Source organism: Acidilutibacter cellobiosedens (assembly GCF_004103715.1).
Taxonomy (GTDB): domain Bacteria; phylum Bacillota; class Clostridia; order Tissierellales; family Acidilutibacteraceae; genus Acidilutibacter; species Acidilutibacter cellobiosedens.
The window spans coordinates 1,800,498-1,820,310 of sequence record NZ_CP035282.1 but is presented as its reverse complement, the minus strand read 5'-3'; the positions used below and the strand labels follow the sequence as shown (position 1 = coordinate 1,820,310).

The following is a 19,813-nucleotide window of genomic DNA, read 5'->3' as shown; positions in this document are numbered from 1 at the left end:
CTAAAATACACTTTACTCTGCTTTTTCTTTATCCTTTTTCTCTTTACTTACTTTTTTCAATTCCAAAGGTTTCAATCCATTTTTTTCTCTGATTTTGTTCTCAATTTCGTCTGCAATATCTTTGTGTTCTTTAAAATAATCTTTAACATTTTCTCTTCCTTGTCCCAATCTATCTTCTCCATAGCTGTACCACGAACCGGACTTATTGATAATTTCAGATGTAACCCCCAAATCCACAATGTTTCCTTCCTTTGAAATTCCCTTGCCGTACATAATATCAAATTCAGCCTGTTTAAAAGGAGGAGCTACCTTATTTTTGACAACTTTGACCTTAACTCTGTTGCCAATAATGTCATCTCCCTGCTTAATAGAATCTATTTTCCTAACATCAAGCCTTACGGAAGCATAAAATTTAAGTGCCCTTCCTCCTGTTGTGGTTTCAGGATTTCCGTAGCTTATCCCAATCTTCTCACGAAGCTGATTTATGAATATGATTATGGCATTCGATCTGCTTATAGCACCGGCTAATTTTCTCAATGCCTGAGACATTAATCTTGCCTGCAATCCTACATGACTATCTCCCATCTCTCCTTCGATTTCAGCCTTTGGAACCAAAGCAGCTACCGAGTCCAATACGATTACATCTATAGCATTGCTCCTGACCAAAGCCTCAGCAATTTCCAAGGCCTGCTCGCCTGTATCCGGCTGTGAAACTATCAAATTATCTATATCCACTCCTAAATTTTTAGCATATACAGGATCCAATGCATGCTCTGCATCTATAAATGCTGCTATACCTCCCAGTTTTTGAGATTCCGCTATGGAATGTAGTGCAACGGTAGTCTTACCCGATGATTCAGGCCCAAATACTTCAATTATTCTTCCCTTAGGAAGTCCTCCAATCCCCAATGCGATGTCCAAACTTAAGGCTCCTGTAGGAATGGACTCGACATTCATTTTGCTGTTTTCTCCGAGCCTCATTATGGAACCCTTTCCAAATTGTTTTTCTATCTGAGTGATGGCTACTTCCAAAGCTTTTTCCTTACTGTTTTCGTTATTCTTATTCTTTGAATCTGCCATGATATGCCCAGTATTACTGGAGTCACCACCTTCCGTATATTTTCGAACATTAGTTCGCTATATATAATATTTTATAACATTTGATTGTATTAGTCAATTTTAATTATTTAATTTCAATAAACACTTTCTTCCCTCATCGAAAACCATTGTTGCCGTTCTGTTCTGAATACTTATTCTGTTCCCGGGAAAAGTAAATTTAACGGCATGGGAACCTTCCTTAGTTGCAACTCCTATATATACAAGACCTACGGGTTTTTCTTCACTTCCTCCGTCGGGACCTGCAATCCCCGTAGTAGATAAAGCTATATCCACATTTGATTTTTTCAACAGTCCCTCTGCCATTTCAATGGCAGTCTCTTCACTGACGGCTCCATACTTTCTTAAGGTGTCTTCCTTTACATTCAATTCTTCAACCTTAGCCCTGTTGCTGTAAGTAACTATTCCTCTGTCAAATACTTGGGAAACACCGGGGATCTTCGTAAATCTGCCGGATACCAATCCTCCTGTACATGATTCACAGAAGGCAATTTTAAATCCCCTATCCTTCAAAATTTTATATAAAGCTTCCTCTATTGTTTCATCATCATAAGAATATATATATTTGCCGATTCTTTTCTCTACCTTTTCTACCATATCATTTATTAAATCATCGGAATTCTCCTTATTCTCTTCCTTAGCCGTAATTTTAACATCTACCTGCCCTTCTTTTACATATGTTGCAATAGTAGGATTAGTTTGAGAATCAATAAAATCTTTTATCATCAACTCAAGAGTTGATTCACTAATGCCGATAGTCTTTAATGTTTTGGATTTTATAATATAGTTCTCCTTAATCAATGGGGATAAATACTTATTAAACATTGTCTTCATCTCATTGGGAGGCCCGGGAAGAATGGCTATCTTTTTGTCGTTCCAATTTACTAAAACTCCTGGAGCCGTTCCTATATCATTTTTCAGCACTATGGAATTTTCAGGTATGTAAGCCTGTTTAATGTTGTTCTCACTCATTTCTCTATGGAGTTTATTAAAATATCTCTTTATTTCATTTAATACCTCTTTATTTAAATTTAATTTTAAATTTAACGTTTCGCATACTACTTCCTTTGTCAGATCATCCTGGGTTGGTCCCAGACCTCCCGTCAATATAATAAGTTGAGAACGCTTCAAAGCTAAATTGAGTGCATCTTTCAATCTACCTCGATTATCTCCCACAACAGTATGGAAATATACCTCTTCTCCCAATTCGGCCAGTCTTTGGGATAAGAATTGAGCGTTTGTATTTAAAGTACTTCCCAGAAGCAATTCAGTTCCTACATTAATAATTTCAGCTTTCATATAAACATCTCCTGTATCATTTTTTTTCGGATTTCAATACTTTTCTATTAACATAAATATAGTTTACCCCAGAAATTATCGTAAATACAACGGATATATAAAGCATTATCTTATCAAAGGGAAAATTAATCAAACTAAAAGGGTAATTATTTAAAAGCAAAGCTATTACAGCAATTAGCTGAGTTACGGTTTTCATCTTTCCCCACTTATCTGCAGCTATTGTTACTCCTTCAGATACTGCAACTGTTCTAAAGCCCGTTATAGCCAATTCTCTTGAAATGATAATAATCACAATCCACGAAGGAACCTTCCCCAGTTCTACCAACGATATAAATGCTGCTGAAACCAATATTTTATCAGCTAATGGATCCATGAATTTTCCAAATGTAGTTATCAAATTTCTGCTTCTTGCTATATGACCGTCTAAAGTATCTGTAAGTGATGCTAAAATAAAAATAGATACAGCAATATATTGACCATATTTTAAATTTGAAAATAAGAAAAAAACAAAAAACGGCACCAAACATATTCTAAAAATAGTCAATTTGTTAGGTAAATTCATGATAAACCTCTCCTATCAAATCATATTCTAAGGAATCTGTAATTCTAACATTATAAAAATCCCCGATTTGTAATTCCTCATTACTCTCGATATACAATACACCATCAATTTCAGGGCTATCCATATAAGTCCTTCCCGCATACAAATCCTCTTCCAATTGTTCTTCCACCATGGCTGGATATACATGATTCAACTTTTCTTTATTTTTTTGTGCTGATATATTTTGCTGAACTTTCATTATCATATCTCTTCTTAAATTTTTAATTCTTTCCGGTATTTGATCATCAAAATTATAAGCAGCAGTCCCTTCTTCTCTTGAATAGGTAAAAACCCCTAGTCTGTCAAATTTAACGGATTTTACATACTCAACAAGTTCATTGAAATATTCTTCTTTTTCTCCCGGAAATCCCACTATGAGAGTAGTCCTTATAATTATATCCGGTATATTTTTTCTTAAACTGTAAATCAAATTTGTTATATTCTCTTTTGAAATATTTCTGTTCATTTTTTTTAGTATATAATCATTTATGTGTTGTATAGGTATATCCACATATTTGACTACTTTTTCACATTGAGAAATAGCGGATATCAATTCTTTCGTAAAATTGTCGGGATACATATATAATATTCTTATCCATCGGATACCTTTAATCTTATTTAATTCATTCAATAATTGTGGAAGTTTATACTCTCCATAAATATCTATCCCATAATCTGTTGTATTTTGAGCAATCAAAATTAATTCCTTCGTACCGTTTTTAGATAGATTTCTGGCTTCTTCAATAATATTCTCCATCCTTCTGCTTCTATATCTACCTCTGAGCTTCGGTATTATACAGTAAGAGCAAAAATTATCGCATCCTTCCGAAATTTTCAAATAAGACGTATAACCGTCAGTAATCCTTTGGATATCCTCCACATAATCGCTATCTATATTTTTAACATTACAAATCCTATTTCCCTTCATTTTTAATTCTTTTATTATCTTTGCAATGTCTTTTATATTACCAGTTCCTATTATTCCATCCACTTCAGATATCTCTTCCATAAGTTCCTTGGAATACCTCTCAGCAAGGCACCCAGCCAATATTAAATATTTACATTTCCCCATGGTCTTATATTCGGTCATTTCCCATATTGCTTTAATTGACTCTTCTTTTGCCGTCTTTATAAAACCACAGGTATTGACAATAATTATATCGGCCTTATCATATTCCTTAGTTAAAATATGCCCTTCTTTTTGCAAAATACTTTTCATCAATTCCGAATCAATTTCATTCTTTGAACAACCCATAGTTACTATTGATATATAGTCCAATTTTTTCTTCCTTTCCGCTAAGAATTAATACTGTCCCTATCCATTAGAACCTTCCTTGGCTTACTTCCTTCGGATTTTCCTACAATTCCTCTTCTCTCCATTTCATCTATTAATCTTCCTGCTCTTGAATATCCTATTTTCAATTTTCTTTGAAGAAAAGATATAGATGCCTGTCCTTCATTTATTACTAAATCTATAGCATCGGGAAGTAAATCGTCATCAATACCGGGAGTTTCTTCATGAGGATTGTCTATTTCTTCCGCTATGCTCTCGTCATATTCTATTTCATTCTCTTCTTTCAAGAATTGTACCACTTTTTCAACTTCTTCTTCGCTTATAAAAGCTCCCTGAATTCTCACAGGCTTTGAATATCCTGAAGGGAAAAACAGCATATCTCCCTTCCCCAGTAATTTTTCTCCACCCCCCATATCCAATATAGTTCTTGAATCAATACTGCTGGTAACGGCAAAGGATATTCTTGAGGGAATATTTGCTTTTATGGTTCCAGTTATTACATCTACAGAAGGTCTTTGAGTTGCTATAATCAAATACATACCTGCTGCCCTTGCCATTTGGGCCAATCTGCATATGTAATCTTCAATCTCTTGAGCCGCCACCATCATCAAGTCTGCCAATTCATCAATTATAATCACTATCTGACATAATTTATTTTCTGGTTCTTCCTTTTCTACTTTTGCATTATAACTGTAAATATCCCTGACATTGTTTTTAGCAAAGATCTTATACCTTCGGGTCATTTCTTCGACAGCCCAATTTAAAGCAAATTTAGCTTTTTTGGCATCCGTTACAACAGGAGTAAGTAAATGAGGAATTTTATTGTATATACTTAACTCCACCACCTTGGGATCAATCAACAATAATTTTACCTCATCGGGAGTTGCTTTGTACAATATGCTCATAATAATAGTATTTATACATACGCTTTTCCCGGAACCTGTAGCCCCTGCTATAAGAAGATGAGGCATCTTTTCAATATTGGCAACTATAGGCTTTCCTGATATATCCTTTCCCAAAGCAAAAGGAATCTTTGAAGAAATGTTATTATACTCTTCCGACTGTAATATTTCCTTTAAGTACACATTGCTTTTTTTCCTGTTGGGGACTTCTATTCCCACTGCCGCCTTTCCCGGTATGGGAGCCTCTATTCTAATATCGGAACTCGCCAAATTCAAGGCAATATCATCGGATAAATTAACTATTTTGCTTACCTTTACTCCAGGAGAAGGTTGAAGCTCATATAGGGTAATTGTAGGTCCCTTGCTTATTTGAGTTACATGAGCATCAATTCCGAAGCTTCTCATGGTTTCTTCAATCTTTCTTGCATTCCCAAATATTTCTTTTTTGTCACTATAATCCGTATTAAGATCCGAACTTTTTAAAAATTCCATGGGAGGAAATTTATAAGAAGTTTTATTTTTTTGATGGCTGTTAAAAATTTTCAGATTATCTGCAGCCTTATCTTTGTTTTCATATTTTATATTTTCCATATTGTTTTTTTTATCTTCTTTTTCTTCCTCATTTTTGGTATAATCCAATATCTTTATTCCTTCTTTTTTTTCATCTTCCTCAATCGTTTTTGGCTCAACGGAATTATATGTAGGTCTCCTATTTCTATGACTAAACAATTTTGCTATTTTAATCTTAGATATTTTAATTTCGGATATAAGCATAATATTTATGACTATAACAAAAGATAATATTATATAAGAACCTATAGAACCAAAGAGCTTAAAAAATATATAACCCAAAAAAGCTCCCAATATGCCCCCGCCTAAACCTGATTCTCCATACTGAAAAGCTAATTGAATTCTTTTCACAAATGTCATATTGCCCATTTTGCTTATATCAATAATTGTCAATACACATAAAAATATTACTATACTATAAAAAGCCTTTCTATCCTCATCTATATCCAATTTATTTGCCATAAAAAATATCCCTATAGCTATAAGTATTAACGGAAATATAAAACCTCCAAAACCCATTAACTGAAGATAAATATTCTTTAAAAACTCTCCCACAATTCCTGTTTTATCACTAAATAAACTGAAAATCGATAATATTCCCAGAAGTATTAGTACAATACCTATAATTTCTTTATCTAATTCTATTTTTCCTTTTTTTTTCTTCTTCAACGGGACCACCTCAAAAATAAATTCTATAAATAATATGAAAATCCTTCTTTTAGTAAAATAAGTTGAAAATTAATGTTTGTCTATGTAATTATAACACAAATTATAAAGTTGTACTATTAATTAAGTCCCTCTTTTATTAAAGTTCTTAATTTGGAAAGAGCTTTGTCAAATCCCCCTACTTCATTTATAATCCCGTAATCTACTGCCTCTTGACCAACTAAAATAGTTCCTATGTCATTGGCGATTTCGTCAGTAGCATACATAAGTTTCTTCAGCTCCCCCTTTTTAATACTTGATGTTCTCACTATAAAATCTATTATTCTTTGCTGCATCTTCTCAAAATATCTAAATGTTTGAGGCACACCTATTACCAATCCTGAAGTTCTTATAGGATGTATAGTCATTGTGGCAGTAGGAACTATAAACGAATAATCTGTGGCTGTAGCCAGAGGAACTCCGATACTGTGTCCTCCTCCGAGTACCAATGAAACTTTTGGCTTATTTATGCTGTTAATCATTTCCGCCAGCGCAAGTCCTGCCTCCACATCTCCCCCTACAGTATTAAGTATTACAAACAGACCTTTTATATCCGGATTCTCCATAACTGAAATCAGTAAAGGAATTATATGTTCATATTTCGTTGTTTTCTTTTGAGGGGGACATATTGTGTGACCTTCTATTTCACCTATAATTGTAAGAAATTGAATATCATTAGGGATTTTGCTTGAATTGGGGATGCCTAACTCTTCGATATTTTCATTGTTTTTATCATCGTTCATTATAATGATACCTCCATATTGTGCATAATAACAATATATAGTTTCTACTATTGAGATAATAATATTCTAACATTATATTCTAATATTTTTTAAACAATCAGGTATTAAATTCCCATGTGATTGAAATAAAGGAGATGCTGCAAATTTAATTTGCAGCATCTCCTTTATTCATTTTTATTTATACATTTCAAATTCTTCATGGAGTATTTTTAAGGCAGCTTCAGCATCCTTTTCATATATCAAGCACCATATTGTATTGTGAGAATCTGAAGATTGTAATATCTTAATATTGTTTTTCCAGAGAGCATTAACTATTTTTGCCATGACTCCCGGAACTCCATGCATTTTATATCCCACCGCACTGAGCTTACAGCAATTTTTTATTATATCATATTTATAATTTCCTTCCTTTAGTATGTTTGTCATAACAGGAAGATCCTTATCTTCTACTGTAAATATTTTTTCATCTATAAAAAAATTAATTAAATCTATATTTATTTTGTTTATAGTAATATCATTCATTAACCTTTCCGTTTCATTTTTTTCATCATCTGTTTTTACTTTTATTTGATTACGCCCTTTTTTGAATGTTATACCCGTAAGTATTTTGTCATTAAACTGTTTTTTTCTATTATTATAAAAATTCGTATCTGCTTTTTCAATAATCGTCCCTTCGCTATCGGTGAAGGTATTTTTTATTACCAATGAAATATTCGATTGCTGAGCAATTTCTACTGCTTTAGGATGGATGACCTTTGCCCCGTTTTCTGCCAATTGATATACCTCTGAATAGCACATGGTCTTAATTACTTTTGCATTTTCTACTATATTAGGATCTGCGGTCATAACACCGTCTACATCAGTAAATATTTCAACCTGATTGCAGTGCAAAGCTTTCCCTAACACTACTGCGGTTATATCGCTTCCTCCTCTTCCGAGAGTCGTTATTTCTCCATTGGAATTGACCCCTTGAAATCCTGCTACTATTACTATATTTCCATCCTTCAAACTATTAATAATATTTGATGGGTCCACATCCAACACTTCGGCATTGCCAAAATTATCATTTGTTTTGATTCCTGCAAGTCTTCCCGTAAGTACTTTCGCTTTATATCCCTTTTCTCTTATCATACTGGAAAGAGTAACTCCTGAGATAATCTCTCCGCAAGATAAAAGTAAATCTATCTCTCTTGGATTAAGAGCTTCTTTATTTATTAGATCTAATAAGGAGTCAGTAGAATAAGGACTTCCTTTTCTTCCCATGGCCGAAACTACGACTACAACATGATATCCTTCTTTAACCTTATCAATTATTTTTTTCAATACAATTCGTCTGCTCTCAGAAGAAGAAACAGAAGTTCCTCCAAATTTTTGAACAATTATTTTCATAAGTATACATCACCTCAAGTTAATTTTCGTTAGTTTATAGTATGGTTTTATAATAATTATGGTGATAATTTTTATAAGTCCATTTCAATTATTATCATATCATTTCCTATCTTTCTTATAGAGTTCCATGGGATCTCCATTTCAGATCTTTCCGAAAAAAATTTAAGCTGAAATTTTCTTTCCGGCACTAAAAGGGATATAATCTGACCGCTTTTTTCATTTATAAAGAAGTCTACGTCGGCCAATATTCCTAATCTCGCTCCATCGTTTAAATTAACTATTTCTTTGGAGCTAATTTCACTTAATCTCATAAAATCCCTCCTTAATTGAATTGGTTATCTATTTAAATATATGTTTTCTTTTTTGATTTATGTTATCATTTATGATGACATTTTTTATGATATTATTTTCCCGTATGACCAAAGCCTCCTGTCCCCCTATAAGTTTCATCTATCTCTTCTACTTCTTCAAATAAAATTTTCTCATATTTAATAAGAACTAATTGGGCTATTCTGTCTCCTCTTTTAATAGTATAATTTTCTTTTCCCAAATTAATTAAAAGCACTTTTATTTCTCCCCTGTAGTCGCTGTCAACAGTACCTATGCCGTTTGTTAAGGTAATCCCATGATTTAATGCCAAACCGCTTCTTGCCCTTATTTGTCCTTCATAGCCTTCAGGAATTTCTACGTATATACCTGTAGGTATCAATTTTCTCTCTAAAGGTTTTATTACTATTTCACCTTCTATATTAGCATATAGATCAACTCCCGATGAATTTTGAGTTTTATATTCGGGAATCGGAAGAGTACTTTTATTTACTATTTTTACTTTCATCAAATTCACCTCATATAAATAAAATATTTTTTAACTCGGACTCTATTTTTTCTTTTTTTGAAATTTCTCCTACATATGCTATGTCATATTTTCTAAAGTCAAAAATATTCTCCGACACTCTTTTAATATCCTCCAATGTTACTTTATCTATTTTTTTAATAACATCTTCGGAAGTTATCACTTTTTCAAAAAGTAATTGAGATTTTCCTAATTCCATCATTCTGCTTAAAGTACTTTCTAAACCTAATATGTAACTTCCCTTCAACTGTTCTTTTAACTTTAAAAGATCATCTGAGGATATTGAATTGTCTTTGATATTTTTTATTTCTTTTTTTATTATCTTCGCAAATTCCAATATATTATTTGAATTTAAACCTGCATATATTGAAAATATTCCTGTATTTCTATGGAAAAAAGGAGTCGAATAAACGGTATAAGCAAGTCCTTCCTCTTCTCTGATTTTTTGAAACAGTATAGAACTGCTGCTTCCTCCCAAGGCAGTGTTTAATATTAACAAAGGGTATGTATCATCACTCTCCCTTGATACTCCTTCCATTCCGATACAAAAATTTAATTGCTCTGTTTTCTTTACCATTCCTTTTATATCATTGAAGTTTAAAGGCTCTTGAATTAAATGAGCTTGTCCTTTTTTCTCATTAGTCATTCCGCCAAATTTTTCTTCAAGTATTTTTATTATTTCTTTTGATTTTATATTTCCTGCCACAGATATTACCATATTTTCGGGATTATAATACTTGTGATAATAATCAACTATACCCTCTCTGCTTAAAGAATTTAAGCTGTCTTCCGTTCCCAATACAGATAAAGACAAAGGTGTGTCTTTATATATGGTTTCATACAACAAATCATAGACTGCATCTTCCGGAGAATCAAGATACATATTTATTTCTTCCGATATGACCTTTTTTTCTCTTTCCATATCTTCTTCCAAAAATTTAGAATTAATCATCATATCCGATAATACGTCAATTGCTATGGATATATGACAGCTCAATACCTTGGAATAAAAACATGTATACTCTTTATCAGTAAAAGCATTTAATTGTCCTCCTATGTTATCAATAGTTTCCGATATTTCCTTTGCGGACCTTTTATCTGTTCCTTTAAAAAGCATATGCTCAATAAAATGGGATACTCCGTTTATTTCTTTTTTCTCATTTACTGATCCGTTATTAATCAATATTCCTATAGATGCAGATTGCATGTAAGGCATTTCTTCCATGACAACTGTTATTCCGTTATTCAATTTGTATTTTAAATACATCAATTCATTCCTCCATTGACAATTACAATAAAAAAAGGATTTAAAAATATTATATTTTAGTTTTTTACTAATTTCAATACAAATTTATTCCAAAACATCACTGATATTTCCTATACTAAATCCTCTGTCTTTAAGAGAATCAATTATTTTAGGCAACGCCTTTACCGTCCTTTCCGTAGGATGCATAAGTACGATAGAAGAATTTTCAGGCTTTTTAAGTACCCTTTCAATTATTTTTTCTTCCGAACTGTCTTCCCTCCAATCTATAGTATCAATACTCCACATAATTATATCATAATTTAATTCATTGCAGGCTTTAATAGTATTATCATTATATGAGCCGGAAGGAGGGGCAAAATACATGGAAGACTTTCCTAAAATTCCATTAATAATCTCCTGACATTTTTGTATTTCTTGCTTATTTAATTCATAACTAAGTTCTCCGTAATCTCTGTGCATATATCCGTGATTTCCTATTTCATGGCCTTCATAATACATTTTTTTCAGTAAATCCGGATTTTTTTCCGCCCATTTTCCTGTGACAAAAAATGTTATCTTTGTATTATTTTCCTTAAGGATATTTAACATATCCGGTATATATTCACCTCCCCAGTCCACATTACAGGTAAATGCAATGATATTCTCCTGGGTTTTTCCTTTATAATAAATATCCCTATTGAATGTTTCTTTTACCTTATAAAAATTATAGAGTAAAAGAAAAGAAATTAAAACAATTACGGCAATAAGAAAAATATAGATAACTCTCTTCTTAATAATAAATACTTTCACGTTCAACACCTCCATATATTAATATATTTATATTCCGAAGGTTGAACAAATATATATTAAAAAAATAAAAAAACATGAACCACTTCTCGGTTCATGCCATTTTACTTTTTATCGTTCGATTTTTCGCTTTCTTTATCTTCCGGAGGAAGAGCCGCTTTTCTCGATAAATTAATTCTACCTTGATTATCTATTTCCATAACTTTTACAAGTATTTCATCACCAACGGACAGTACATCTTCTACCTTGTTTATCCTTTCTCTTGCTATATTCGATATATGAACCAATCCTTCCTTCCCGTTAAGTATTTCTACAAAAGCTCCGAAATTTACTATTCTTGTGACCTTCCCCAGATATATTTCTCCAACTTCTACATCCTTTATTATTTTCTCAATTAAATTAACTGCTTTCTTCCCATTTTCTATATTTTCAGCAGCAATTACAACTTTCCCGCTTTCGTCTATATCTATTTTTACTCCTGTTTCATCAATTATCTTATTTATCACCTTTCCCCCCGGACCAATAATATCCCTTATCTTATCCGGATTTACATTCATAGAAAATATTCTGGGAGCATAAGGAGATAATTCTTTCCTCGGAGAACTTATTGCTTCTCTCATCTTATTGAGTATAAATAATCTTCCTATTCTTGCTCTCTCCAGTGCCTCTTTAAGAATATTCCTGCCTATTCCTGCTATCTTTATATCCATTTGAATAGCCGTAATTCCTTTTTCGGTTCCTGCTACTTTAAAATCCATATCACCAAGAAAATCTTCCATTCCTTGGATATCCGTCAATATAACTACTTTATCTTCTGACTTCATCAACCCCATTGCTACACCTGCTACAGGAGCTTTAATGGGAACCCCGGCATCCAATAGTGATAATGTGCTTCCACACACACTTGCCTGAGATGTAGAACCATTGGAACTTAATACTTCGGAAACAAGTCTGATGGTATAAGGAAAATTCTCTTCTGAAGGTATTACCGGCTCTAATGCCCTTTCTGCCAATGCACCGTGGCCTATTTCTCTCCTTCCGGGCCCTCTCATCACTCTTGTCTCTCCTGTACTATAAGGAGGAAAATTATAGTGATGCATATATCGTTTTGATTCTTCTTTTCCGAGACCGTCGATTATCTGAACATCCTCAGAAGCTCCAAGGGTTGTTATAGTAAGAACCTGAGTTTGGCCTCTCGTAAATAATCCTGAACCATGAGTTCTCGGAAGTATTCCCACTTCACATGTAATAGGCCTTATTTCATCAACTTTTCTGTTGTCCGGTCTGATACCGTCGTTTAAAATCATGCTCCTTACTTCTTCTTTTATAATATCATACAAGGAACCGTCTATATCCTCTTCATTTTCAGGATATTTTTCTAAAAAATATTCCATCACTTCTTCTTTACATTTATCGATATTTTCATCTCTTCCTTGCTTATCCACTGTGTGAATTGCTTCTCTAAGTTTGTCTGTTGCATATTCTTTTACTTCTTTTTCAATTAACTCATCGGGTTTGAATACTTCATATTCTTGCTTTTCCTTTCCAACTTCTTTTTGAATTGATTCAATGAAATTACAGATTTCTTTGATATATTCATGAGCAAAAAGAATTCCTTCCAGCATCAAATCTTCGGGCACCTCATTGGCTCCCGCTTCTACCATCATAACCGCATCTTTGGTACCTGATACAATTAAACTGAGATCTGACTTTTCTCTTTCAGCACTTGTAGGATTCAATATAAATTTTCCGTCAATTAATCCTACAGCTACCGAACCGGTAGGTCCTTGAAAAGGTATATCTGAAATACTTAACGCTACGGAAGACCCTATCATAGCAACAATATCAGGACTGCAATCCTGATCAACACTTAACACCGTAGCAATCACCTGAACATCATTTCTATATCCCTTAGGAAAAAGTGGTCTTATAGGTCTATCGATAAGCCTCGAAGTAAGTATTGCCTTTTCACTCGGTTTACCTTCTCTTTTGATAAATCCTCCGGGTATTTTCCCTACTGAATACAACTTTTCTTCATAGTCTACACTTAATGGGAAGAAATCTACCCCTTCCCTTGGCTCTTTTGAAGAACATGCCGTCACCAGCAAAACCGTATCACCGTAGCGAATCAAACATGATCCGTTAGCTTGCTCTGCAACTTTGCCAATGTTCACTGTTAGTTTCCTTTTATCAAGCTCATATTCAAAAGTTCTTTCCATATTCTACCTCCTTTATTGTATATTTAATAATATTATAACCCTTATATAATTATATAAGTCAAATTTTAATAATAAACTAATAGAGCGGGAGAACTCCCGCTCCAATTTAGCCTCTTATGCCCAACTTTGCAATAAGACTACGATATCTTTCAATATCTGTCTTTTGAAGATAATTAAGTAATCCCCTTCTCTGCCCAACCATTTTCAGCAATCCTCTTCTTGAGTGATGGTCTTTCTTGTGCAATTTCAAATGCTCATTTAAAGAATTAATTCTATTTGTAAGAATTGCAATTTGAACTTCCGGTGATCCGGTATCCAAATCATGTAATTTATACTCATCAATAATTTGTTTTTTCTGTTCCTTACTCATCGACATCTAAATCCACCTCCTCTTATACATAAATTTCGCCTTTAACTAAGTAAAACGTCGAGGATACGATTTACATAGTCAAAGGTATTTTAAGATCAAGATAATTTTAACATATACTTATATAAAAGTAAATACGGTTAATCGCTTTTGACCATATTTACATCCTTATGCATTTGAATAATCAGTTCTTCTTTAGTAGAGAATTTTTTTTCTTCCCTTAAATATCTCAAAAAATTCACGGTAATTTCCTTTCCGTATATATTCTCATTAAAATTTAATATATATGTTTCAATTGTAATATTGTTATTATTAAAAGTAGGATTGCTGCCGATATTAGTTAGGCTTTTATATTCCTTGTCTCCTACAATCGTTGATGTCTCATAAACTCCGTTTTTAGGAACGACGAAGTTAATTTTTCTCTCCATATTGGCTGTAGGAAACCCTAAAGAACTGCCTCTCCTCTTGCCATAAATAACTTTTCCTGCCATCGAAAAAGGCCTTCCTAAAAAGGAATTCGCCTTTGAAATATTTCCTTCTCTTATTAAATCTTTTATAAGGGTACTGCTTACAATCAGCCCATCTTTATAAACGGGAGGAAGTATTTTTACATCAAAATTATATTTATTTCCTAATTTAGCTAAGAGATCTCCTTTCCCTTGAGCCTTATATCCAAAACTATAATTAAACCCTACAGCTACAAGTTTTATTCTCATTTTATCCACTAATATATTTTTAACAAAATCCTCCGGAGAAAGATGCATCATATCTTTATCAAAATTCATCATATATATAGTATCAATTCCCATATCTTCTAATAATATAAATTTTTGTTCATTGGAAGTAAGCATTTCTGAATTCTTATTATATACAACTGACTTGGTATAATTTTTAAAAATAAGAACGGAATTTTTCAATCCTCTTTTTTTTCCTTCATCTATCATGTCCTTTATCAAAATACTATGTCCTATATGTAATCCGTCAAAGTTTCCCAAGGCAACTGCATAATCAGATTCCTTATTAGCATTGTTCTTTAGATCAATAATATTCATATAATCACCTTTTACATAAAACTTTTTTCATTTTTAGCATATTAACATTATTATGGCTTTTCACATTTCCAATTCCCAAGAACTTATCTCGACAATATACTCTATTCAATCCTTCCTTTAAATCCCCCAATACATCTATAGTCAAACCGTTCATCAGTTTAAAACAATCTTCATCATTTACATTCACAAAATTCCAATCCTGTAAGGCCTCATCCATTGGAATAAGAAAATCCTCAAATTTATTATTCTTAACCTTTTTTTCTAATTCTTCTATGCTCATTCCGTCTTCAATAACGAAATTACCTACTTTTGTTCTAAGCAAGTATGACATATATCCATAAGTTCCTAATTTAACTCCTATATCATTGCATAAAGTTCTGATGTAAGTCCCCCTTGAACACAAAGCTTTAAATAATACTTTGTTTTCATGGATTTCAATAATATTCATATCATATATAGTTACATTTCTTGGGCTTCTTTCAACATTTATGCCTTCTCTCGCCAGTTCATATAATTTTTTCCCCTTATGCTTAATTGCAGAATACATGGGAGGAACCTGTTCAATTTCACCTTTAAAGCCTTCAAAGGCCATTTTGATTTCTTCTTCTTCTACAATTTTATCTGAATATTTAATTACCTTTCCGTCTCCATCCTGAGTATCCGTTTCATACCCTAAAGTCAATTCCCCGATATATTCCTTTTTTGAATTAAGAATATATTCACTTAAACGCGTGGCATTTCCTACACATACGGGCAATACTCCGCCGGCATTAGGATCTAAAGTACCTGTATGCCCTACTTTTTTGATATTTAAAATTTTCTTTATCATCCTTATCACGTCGTAAGAAGTAATGCCCTTAGGTTTAAATACGTTTATAATCCCATCCATCTATTTTTCCTCTATGCTTTTATATATTTCATTTAAAATCATACTTTTTGACCTTTCTAAAGAATCATATATTGTACATCCGGCTGCTCTCTTATGTCCGCCTCCGCTAAACAAGAGACATATTTTCGATACGTCTACATATTCCTTAGATCTCATACTCACTTTAATTTCATCTTCCTTTATTTCTTTCATAATTACCGCTACTTCTACTCCTTCGGTATCTCTTAAAAAAGAAACTATTCCCTCCGAATCTTCCATTTTGGCATTGGATTTTTTCAGCATTTCCTGAGTAATAGATACAATGCCGATCTTTCCTTCTTGGAAAAATTCCAATTTATTTAATGCTGCAATAAATAATTTTGTTTTTTCAAGACTTCTATTCTGGTATAAATTAATGACCACCTTATTCATGTTCATTCCTGTATTCAAAAGTTCCGCAGCTATTAAATGAGTTTTTGATGAAGTACTATCGTACATAAAACTGCCTGTATCTGAGCTTATAGCAGTATAAATGCAAGTAGCTATATCCTCATCAATATCAATTTTCATTCTTTTCAAAAGCAAATACACTAATTCTCCTGTAGAACTAACCTTTGAATCAATAATATTTATATTTCCGAACTTTGTATTGGTTTTATGATGATCTATATTTATAATATTATTTGCACAAAGAGCAAAATCTTTGGCTACTCCAAGCCTTTCCATATCTCCTGAATCCAACGCGATAAACAAATCAACATTTTTATCAAAAGGTTGATCAGTTATCGAATCTACAGAGGGTAGAAATTTAAAATCCCCAGGTATATTATCCACTTTTATTATATTTACATTTTTGCCTATTTTTTTCAGCGATAATTTCATAGATAATAAAGAACCTATGTTATCTCCATCCGGGTCTACGTGAGAAGCCATATATATGTTATTAGAATTCTTTATAATCTCTATTGCCTTATCCATAAGGGAATTCAATTCATCATTCATTTTTATTTCCTTTCTTAAAATTATCTTCCTTAGTAACCGTATCTATTAAATGAGACATATATAATCCTCTTTCAATAGATTCGTCTAAATAAAATATGGGTTCCGGAACATATCTAAGATCTATCTGTTCTCCTATTTCCTTTCTGATAAATCCCTTAGCATTTCTTAATCCCTCAATAGTATTTTCTTTTTCTTCCTTGTTTCCATAAACACTGATGTATATCTTAGCATATCTTAAGTCCCTCGTTACTTCCACATGAGTTATACTTGTCATCTTATTTATTCTGGGATCCTTCAAATGATTTATCAACAAATCTGAAACCACTCTTTTTACCTCTTCGGAAATTCTATTAACTCTTTTATCCTTCATAATAGGATGCACCCCTTATTCTTTACGTATTTCTTTTAAGATATATGATTCAACTATATCTCCCTCTTTAATATCATTAAAATTCTCCAATCCAAGACCACCTTCATATCCGAATGAAATTTCCTTTACATCATCTTTAAATCTCTTAAGAGATGATACATCTCCTTCAAATATTACTACGTCATTTCTTATAAGTCGTACTTTGCAATTTCTCGTGATCTTTCCTTGAAGAACATAAATACCTGCAATATTTCCTACCCCTGATACTTTAAATACAGCTCTTATTTCGGATCTTCCGATTACCTCCTCTTTTATAGTAGGTTCCAACATACCATTTATAGCGGATTTAATATCTTCAATAGCATCATATATAACCCTGTAAGTTCTTAAATCCACTTTTTCTCTTTTGGCCAAATCAATTGCCGAAAGGGTAGGCCTTACATTAAATCCTATTAAAATGGCATTGGAAGCCGATGCAAGCATAACATCACTATCTGTAATTCCTCCAACTCCGTCATGAATTACATTAAGCCTTACCTCATCAACACTTAATTTTGTTAAAGACTGCTTAACCGCTTCTATAGATCCCTTCACATCAGCCTTTATTACTACATTTAATTCTTTTACTTCGCCCATTTGGATCTTCTCAAAAAGATCATCCAGCGAAACTTTCTGGTTGGCATTAAGCTGTATTTCTCTAAATTTATCCTTTTTCTTTTCTGAATACAATCTTGCTTTCTTTTCATCATCTACTACATATAAATGTTCTCCTGCCTCAGGTACCTCAGATAACCCCAATATAACTACGGGAATAGATGGAGTAGCTTTTTTCACCCTTTTACCTACATCGTCAAACATAGCGCGAACTCTCCCATAAGCAGAACCAGCCACTACTACATCTCCTACTTTCAAAGTACCCTTCTGAACTAATACGGTAGCTAAAGGTCCCTTTCCCTTATCCAGTTCTCCCTCAATTATGGCTCCAACGGCTTTTCTGTCGGGATTTGCTTTAAGTTCCTGCATTTCAGCTACAAGAAGTATCATCTCCAAAAGATCGTTTATTCCTTTCTTCTTCAAAGCCGAAACAGGGACACATATTGTATCTCCTCCCCAATCTTCGGGAACCAATCCTTGTTCTACTAATTCCTGCTTAATTCTTTCTATGTTTGCGGAAGGCTTATCAATCTTATTTATTGCTACAATAATAGGAATACCCGCCGCCTTGGCATGATTTATTGCTTCAATCGTCTGAGGCATAACCCCATCATCCGCCGCTACTACTAAAACAGCAATATCAGTAATCTGAGCACCTCTTGCTCTCATAGCCGTAAAAGCTTCATGTCCGGGAGTATCCAAAAATACAATCTTCTTTTTATTAATAGTAACTGTGGAAGCTCCTATATGTTGGGTAATTCCTCCTGCCTCCTGTTTTGTCACATGAGTTTTTCTTATAACATCCAGTAAAGAAGTCTTGCCATGATCTACATGACCCATTACCGTAACGACCGGTGGTCTCCACTGAAGATCTTCGGGAGAATCTTCAAAATCCAATCTTTCTTCGTCCATTTTTTCTTCTGATTCTTTCATACTCTCTACATTAAATCCAAATTCCTTTCCTACGATTACAGCCGAGTTAATATCAATAGGTTGGTTTAAGTTAGCCATTACTCCCAATCCTATTAGTTTAGTAATTACTTGGCTAGGAGAAACTTCCATTTTCTCTGCAAAATCCTTTATTATTATATTATCATAAATTTGTATGGTTTTTTCTTCTTTAACTTCTTTAACTTCTTTAACTTCCTTCTCTTCAGCTTCCTCTTTTTTTACTTTTTTTGATTCTTTTATTTCTTTTTCCTTATTTTTAATTTTATCATTTTTATGAACTTCAGGAGAATCTTCAAAAATTTTATCTTTAACTTTGTTGTCACTTTCCTCTTCTATAATTTCCTTGATTAACTCTGCCTCTTCCTCGTCTATTGTACTCATGTGACTATTTGCGGGAATTTTTAACTCTAAGATCTTATCCATAAGATCTTTAGTTGGTATATTGAGTTCTTTTGCCAATTCATAAATTCTAATCTTTGTCATATATACACCCCCAATGTAAATTTACAAGTGATTTTCACTCTTCTTCCTTATTGGTCTGGGCTAAGTTAAAAAGTTCTTGAAATATTTCTTCCGGCACTTCTTTTTCCAAAGATTTTGAAAGCTTTTTACTTTTACCTGCCAATTCAATACATTCCGTTTTTCTGCAGACATATGCTCCTCTTCCATTAACTTTTCCTGTCATATCGATTTCAATTTCATCATTTGTATTCCTAACTAATCTTATAAGCTCTTTTTTCGGCTTACTTTCACCACAACTTACGCACCTTCTCAGGGGAATTTTTCTTTTTTTCAAGTTAACTAC

At 32.9% G+C, this 19,813-nt stretch carries 19 protein-coding genes; all 19 read right to left on the bottom strand.

Annotation, left to right across the window (positions count from 1 at the left end; translation table 11 throughout):
- Nucleotides 1-12: 12 nt before the first annotated feature.
- Nucleotides 13-1,080 (bottom strand): recombinase RecA, encoded by a 1,068-nt coding sequence (gene recA / locus EQM13_RS08750; protein WP_071138709.1) that lies wholly within the window; start codon nt 1,078-1,080, stop codon nt 13-15.
- A 99-nt stretch (nt 1,081-1,179) separates the two neighbouring features.
- Nucleotides 1,180-2,415: a competence/damage-inducible protein A gene (locus EQM13_RS08745; protein WP_128752477.1), complete on the bottom strand. Its 1,236-nt coding sequence runs from the start codon at nt 2,413-2,415 to the stop codon at nt 1,180-1,182.
- Nucleotides 2,416-2,431: 16 nt separating this feature from the next.
- A complete protein-coding gene (pgsA, locus tag EQM13_RS08740) occupies nt 2,432-2,977 on the bottom strand; it encodes a CDP-diacylglycerol--glycerol-3-phosphate 3-phosphatidyltransferase (RefSeq protein ID WP_128752476.1) in 546 nt (181 codons plus the stop codon).
- Nucleotides 2,964-4,295, bottom strand: coding sequence for a 30S ribosomal protein S12 methylthiotransferase RimO (gene rimO / locus EQM13_RS08735; RefSeq protein WP_128752475.1), 1,332 nt, complete (start codon nt 4,293-4,295; stop codon nt 2,964-2,966). Before rimO ends, pgsA begins: the two co-directional genes overlap by 14 nt.
- Before the next feature lie 17 nt (nt 4,296-4,312).
- Nucleotides 4,313-6,451, bottom strand: a complete 2,139-nt coding sequence (locus tag EQM13_RS08730) for an FtsK/SpoIIIE family DNA translocase (protein ID WP_128752474.1) — start codon at nt 6,449-6,451, stop codon at nt 4,313-4,315.
- Between the two features lie 116 nt (nt 6,452-6,567).
- Nucleotides 6,568-7,230 (bottom strand): ClpP family protease, encoded by a 663-nt coding sequence (locus EQM13_RS08725; RefSeq protein ID WP_128752473.1) that lies wholly within the window; start codon nt 7,228-7,230, stop codon nt 6,568-6,570.
- Nucleotides 7,231-7,404: 174 nt separating this feature from the next.
- Complete coding sequence (dapG, locus tag EQM13_RS08720) at nt 7,405-8,619, bottom strand: aspartate kinase (RefSeq protein WP_071138715.1); 1,215 nt, start codon at nt 8,617-8,619, stop codon at nt 7,405-7,407.
- A gap of 71 nt (nt 8,620-8,690) precedes the next feature.
- Entirely contained in the window at nt 8,691-8,930 is a 240-nt protein-coding gene (locus EQM13_RS08715; RefSeq protein WP_128752472.1) for a YlmC/YmxH family sporulation protein, read from the bottom strand.
- A 92-nt stretch (nt 8,931-9,022) separates the two neighbouring features.
- Nucleotides 9,023-9,454, bottom strand: a complete 432-nt coding sequence (dut, locus tag EQM13_RS08710) for a dUTP diphosphatase (RefSeq protein ID WP_128752471.1) — start codon at nt 9,452-9,454, stop codon at nt 9,023-9,025.
- Nucleotides 9,455-9,464: 10 nt separating this feature from the next.
- Nucleotides 9,465-10,739 carry a M16 family metallopeptidase gene (locus EQM13_RS08705; RefSeq protein WP_128752470.1) on the bottom strand — a complete coding sequence of 425 codons (1,275 nt, stop codon included), beginning with the start codon at nt 10,737-10,739 and terminating at the stop codon, nt 9,465-9,467.
- An 84-nt stretch (nt 10,740-10,823) separates the two neighbouring features.
- Nucleotides 10,824-11,528: a polysaccharide deacetylase family protein gene (locus EQM13_RS08700; RefSeq protein WP_128752469.1), complete on the bottom strand. Its 705-nt coding sequence runs from the start codon at nt 11,526-11,528 to the stop codon at nt 10,824-10,826.
- A gap of 101 nt (nt 11,529-11,629) precedes the next feature.
- Nucleotides 11,630-13,744 carry a polyribonucleotide nucleotidyltransferase gene (locus EQM13_RS08695; RefSeq protein ID WP_128752468.1) on the bottom strand — a complete coding sequence of 705 codons (2,115 nt, stop codon included), beginning with the start codon at nt 13,742-13,744 and terminating at the stop codon, nt 11,630-11,632.
- Nucleotides 13,745-13,850: 106 nt separating this feature from the next.
- Nucleotides 13,851-14,120 (bottom strand): 30S ribosomal protein S15, encoded by a 270-nt coding sequence (gene rpsO / locus EQM13_RS08690; protein ID WP_128752467.1) that lies wholly within the window; start codon nt 14,118-14,120, stop codon nt 13,851-13,853.
- A gap of 131 nt (nt 14,121-14,251) precedes the next feature.
- Complete coding sequence (locus EQM13_RS08685) at nt 14,252-15,163, bottom strand: bifunctional riboflavin kinase/FAD synthetase (protein ID WP_128752466.1); 912 nt, start codon at nt 15,161-15,163, stop codon at nt 14,252-14,254.
- A 4-nt stretch (nt 15,164-15,167) separates the two neighbouring features.
- On the bottom strand, nt 15,168-16,052 hold the full coding sequence (gene truB, locus EQM13_RS08680) for a tRNA pseudouridine(55) synthase TruB (RefSeq protein ID WP_128752465.1): 885 nt from the start codon (nt 16,050-16,052) through the stop codon (nt 15,168-15,170).
- The gene (locus EQM13_RS08675; protein WP_128752464.1) at nt 16,053-17,033 is read right to left on the bottom strand and encodes a DHH family phosphoesterase; all 981 of its coding nucleotides are present in this window, start codon (nt 17,031-17,033) and stop codon (nt 16,053-16,055) included.
- Complete coding sequence (gene rbfA / locus EQM13_RS08670; protein ID WP_071138725.1) at nt 17,026-17,403, bottom strand: 30S ribosome-binding factor RbfA; 378 nt, start codon at nt 17,401-17,403, stop codon at nt 17,026-17,028. Before rbfA ends, EQM13_RS08675 begins: the two co-directional genes overlap by 8 nt.
- A gap of 15 nt (nt 17,404-17,418) precedes the next feature.
- The gene (gene infB / locus EQM13_RS08665; protein WP_128752463.1) at nt 17,419-19,491 is read right to left on the bottom strand and encodes a translation initiation factor IF-2; all 2,073 of its coding nucleotides are present in this window, start codon (nt 19,489-19,491) and stop codon (nt 17,419-17,421) included.
- A gap of 34 nt (nt 19,492-19,525) precedes the next feature.
- Nucleotides 19,526-19,804 (bottom strand): RNase P modulator RnpM, encoded by a 279-nt coding sequence (gene rnpM, locus EQM13_RS08660; protein WP_170177308.1) that lies wholly within the window; start codon nt 19,802-19,804, stop codon nt 19,526-19,528.
- Nucleotides 19,805-19,813 lie beyond the last annotated feature (9 nt).

Bases quoted from the DNA above. Each gene is read 5' to 3' on its own strand.
- recA (WP_071138709.1), bottom strand. From the start codon at position 1,080: ATGGCAGATTCAAAGAATAAGAATAACGAAAACAGTAAGGAAAAAGCT.
- EQM13_RS08745 (WP_128752477.1), bottom strand. From the start codon at position 2,415: ATGAAAGCTGAAATTATTAATGTAGGAACTGAATTGCTTCTGGGAAGT.
- pgsA (WP_128752476.1), bottom strand. From the start codon at position 2,977: ATGAATTTACCTAACAAATTGACTATTTTTAGAATATGTTTGGTGCCG.
- EQM13_RS08725 (WP_128752473.1), bottom strand. From the start codon at position 7,230: ATGAACGATGATAAAAACAATGAAAATATCGAAGAGTTAGGCATCCCC.
- dapG (WP_071138715.1), bottom strand. From the start codon at position 8,619: ATGAAAATAATTGTTCAAAAATTTGGAGGAACTTCTGTTTCTTCTTCT.
- EQM13_RS08715 (WP_128752472.1), bottom strand. From the start codon at position 8,930: ATGAGATTAAGTGAAATTAGCTCCAAAGAAATAGTTAATTTAAACGAT.
- dut (WP_128752471.1), bottom strand. From the start codon at position 9,454: ATGAAAGTAAAAATAGTAAATAAAAGTACTCTTCCGATTCCCGAATAT.
- EQM13_RS08705 (WP_128752470.1), bottom strand. From the start codon at position 10,739: ATGTATTTAAAATACAAATTGAATAACGGAATAACAGTTGTCATGGAA.
- EQM13_RS08695 (WP_128752468.1), bottom strand. From the start codon at position 13,744: ATGGAAAGAACTTTTGAATATGAGCTTGATAAAAGGAAACTAACAGTG.
- rpsO (WP_128752467.1), bottom strand. From the start codon at position 14,120: ATGTCGATGAGTAAGGAACAGAAAAAACAAATTATTGATGAGTATAAA.
- EQM13_RS08685 (WP_128752466.1), bottom strand. From the start codon at position 15,163: ATGAATATTATTGATCTAAAGAACAATGCTAATAAGGAATCTGATTAT.
- truB (WP_128752465.1), bottom strand. From the start codon at position 16,052: ATGGATGGGATTATAAACGTATTTAAACCTAAGGGCATTACTTCTTAC.
- EQM13_RS08675 (WP_128752464.1), bottom strand. From the start codon at position 17,033: ATGAATGATGAATTGAATTCCCTTATGGATAAGGCAATAGAGATTATA.
- rbfA (WP_071138725.1), bottom strand. From the start codon at position 17,403: ATGAAGGATAAAAGAGTTAATAGAATTTCCGAAGAGGTAAAAAGAGTG.
- infB (WP_128752463.1), bottom strand. From the start codon at position 19,491: ATGACAAAGATTAGAATTTATGAATTGGCAAAAGAACTCAATATACCA.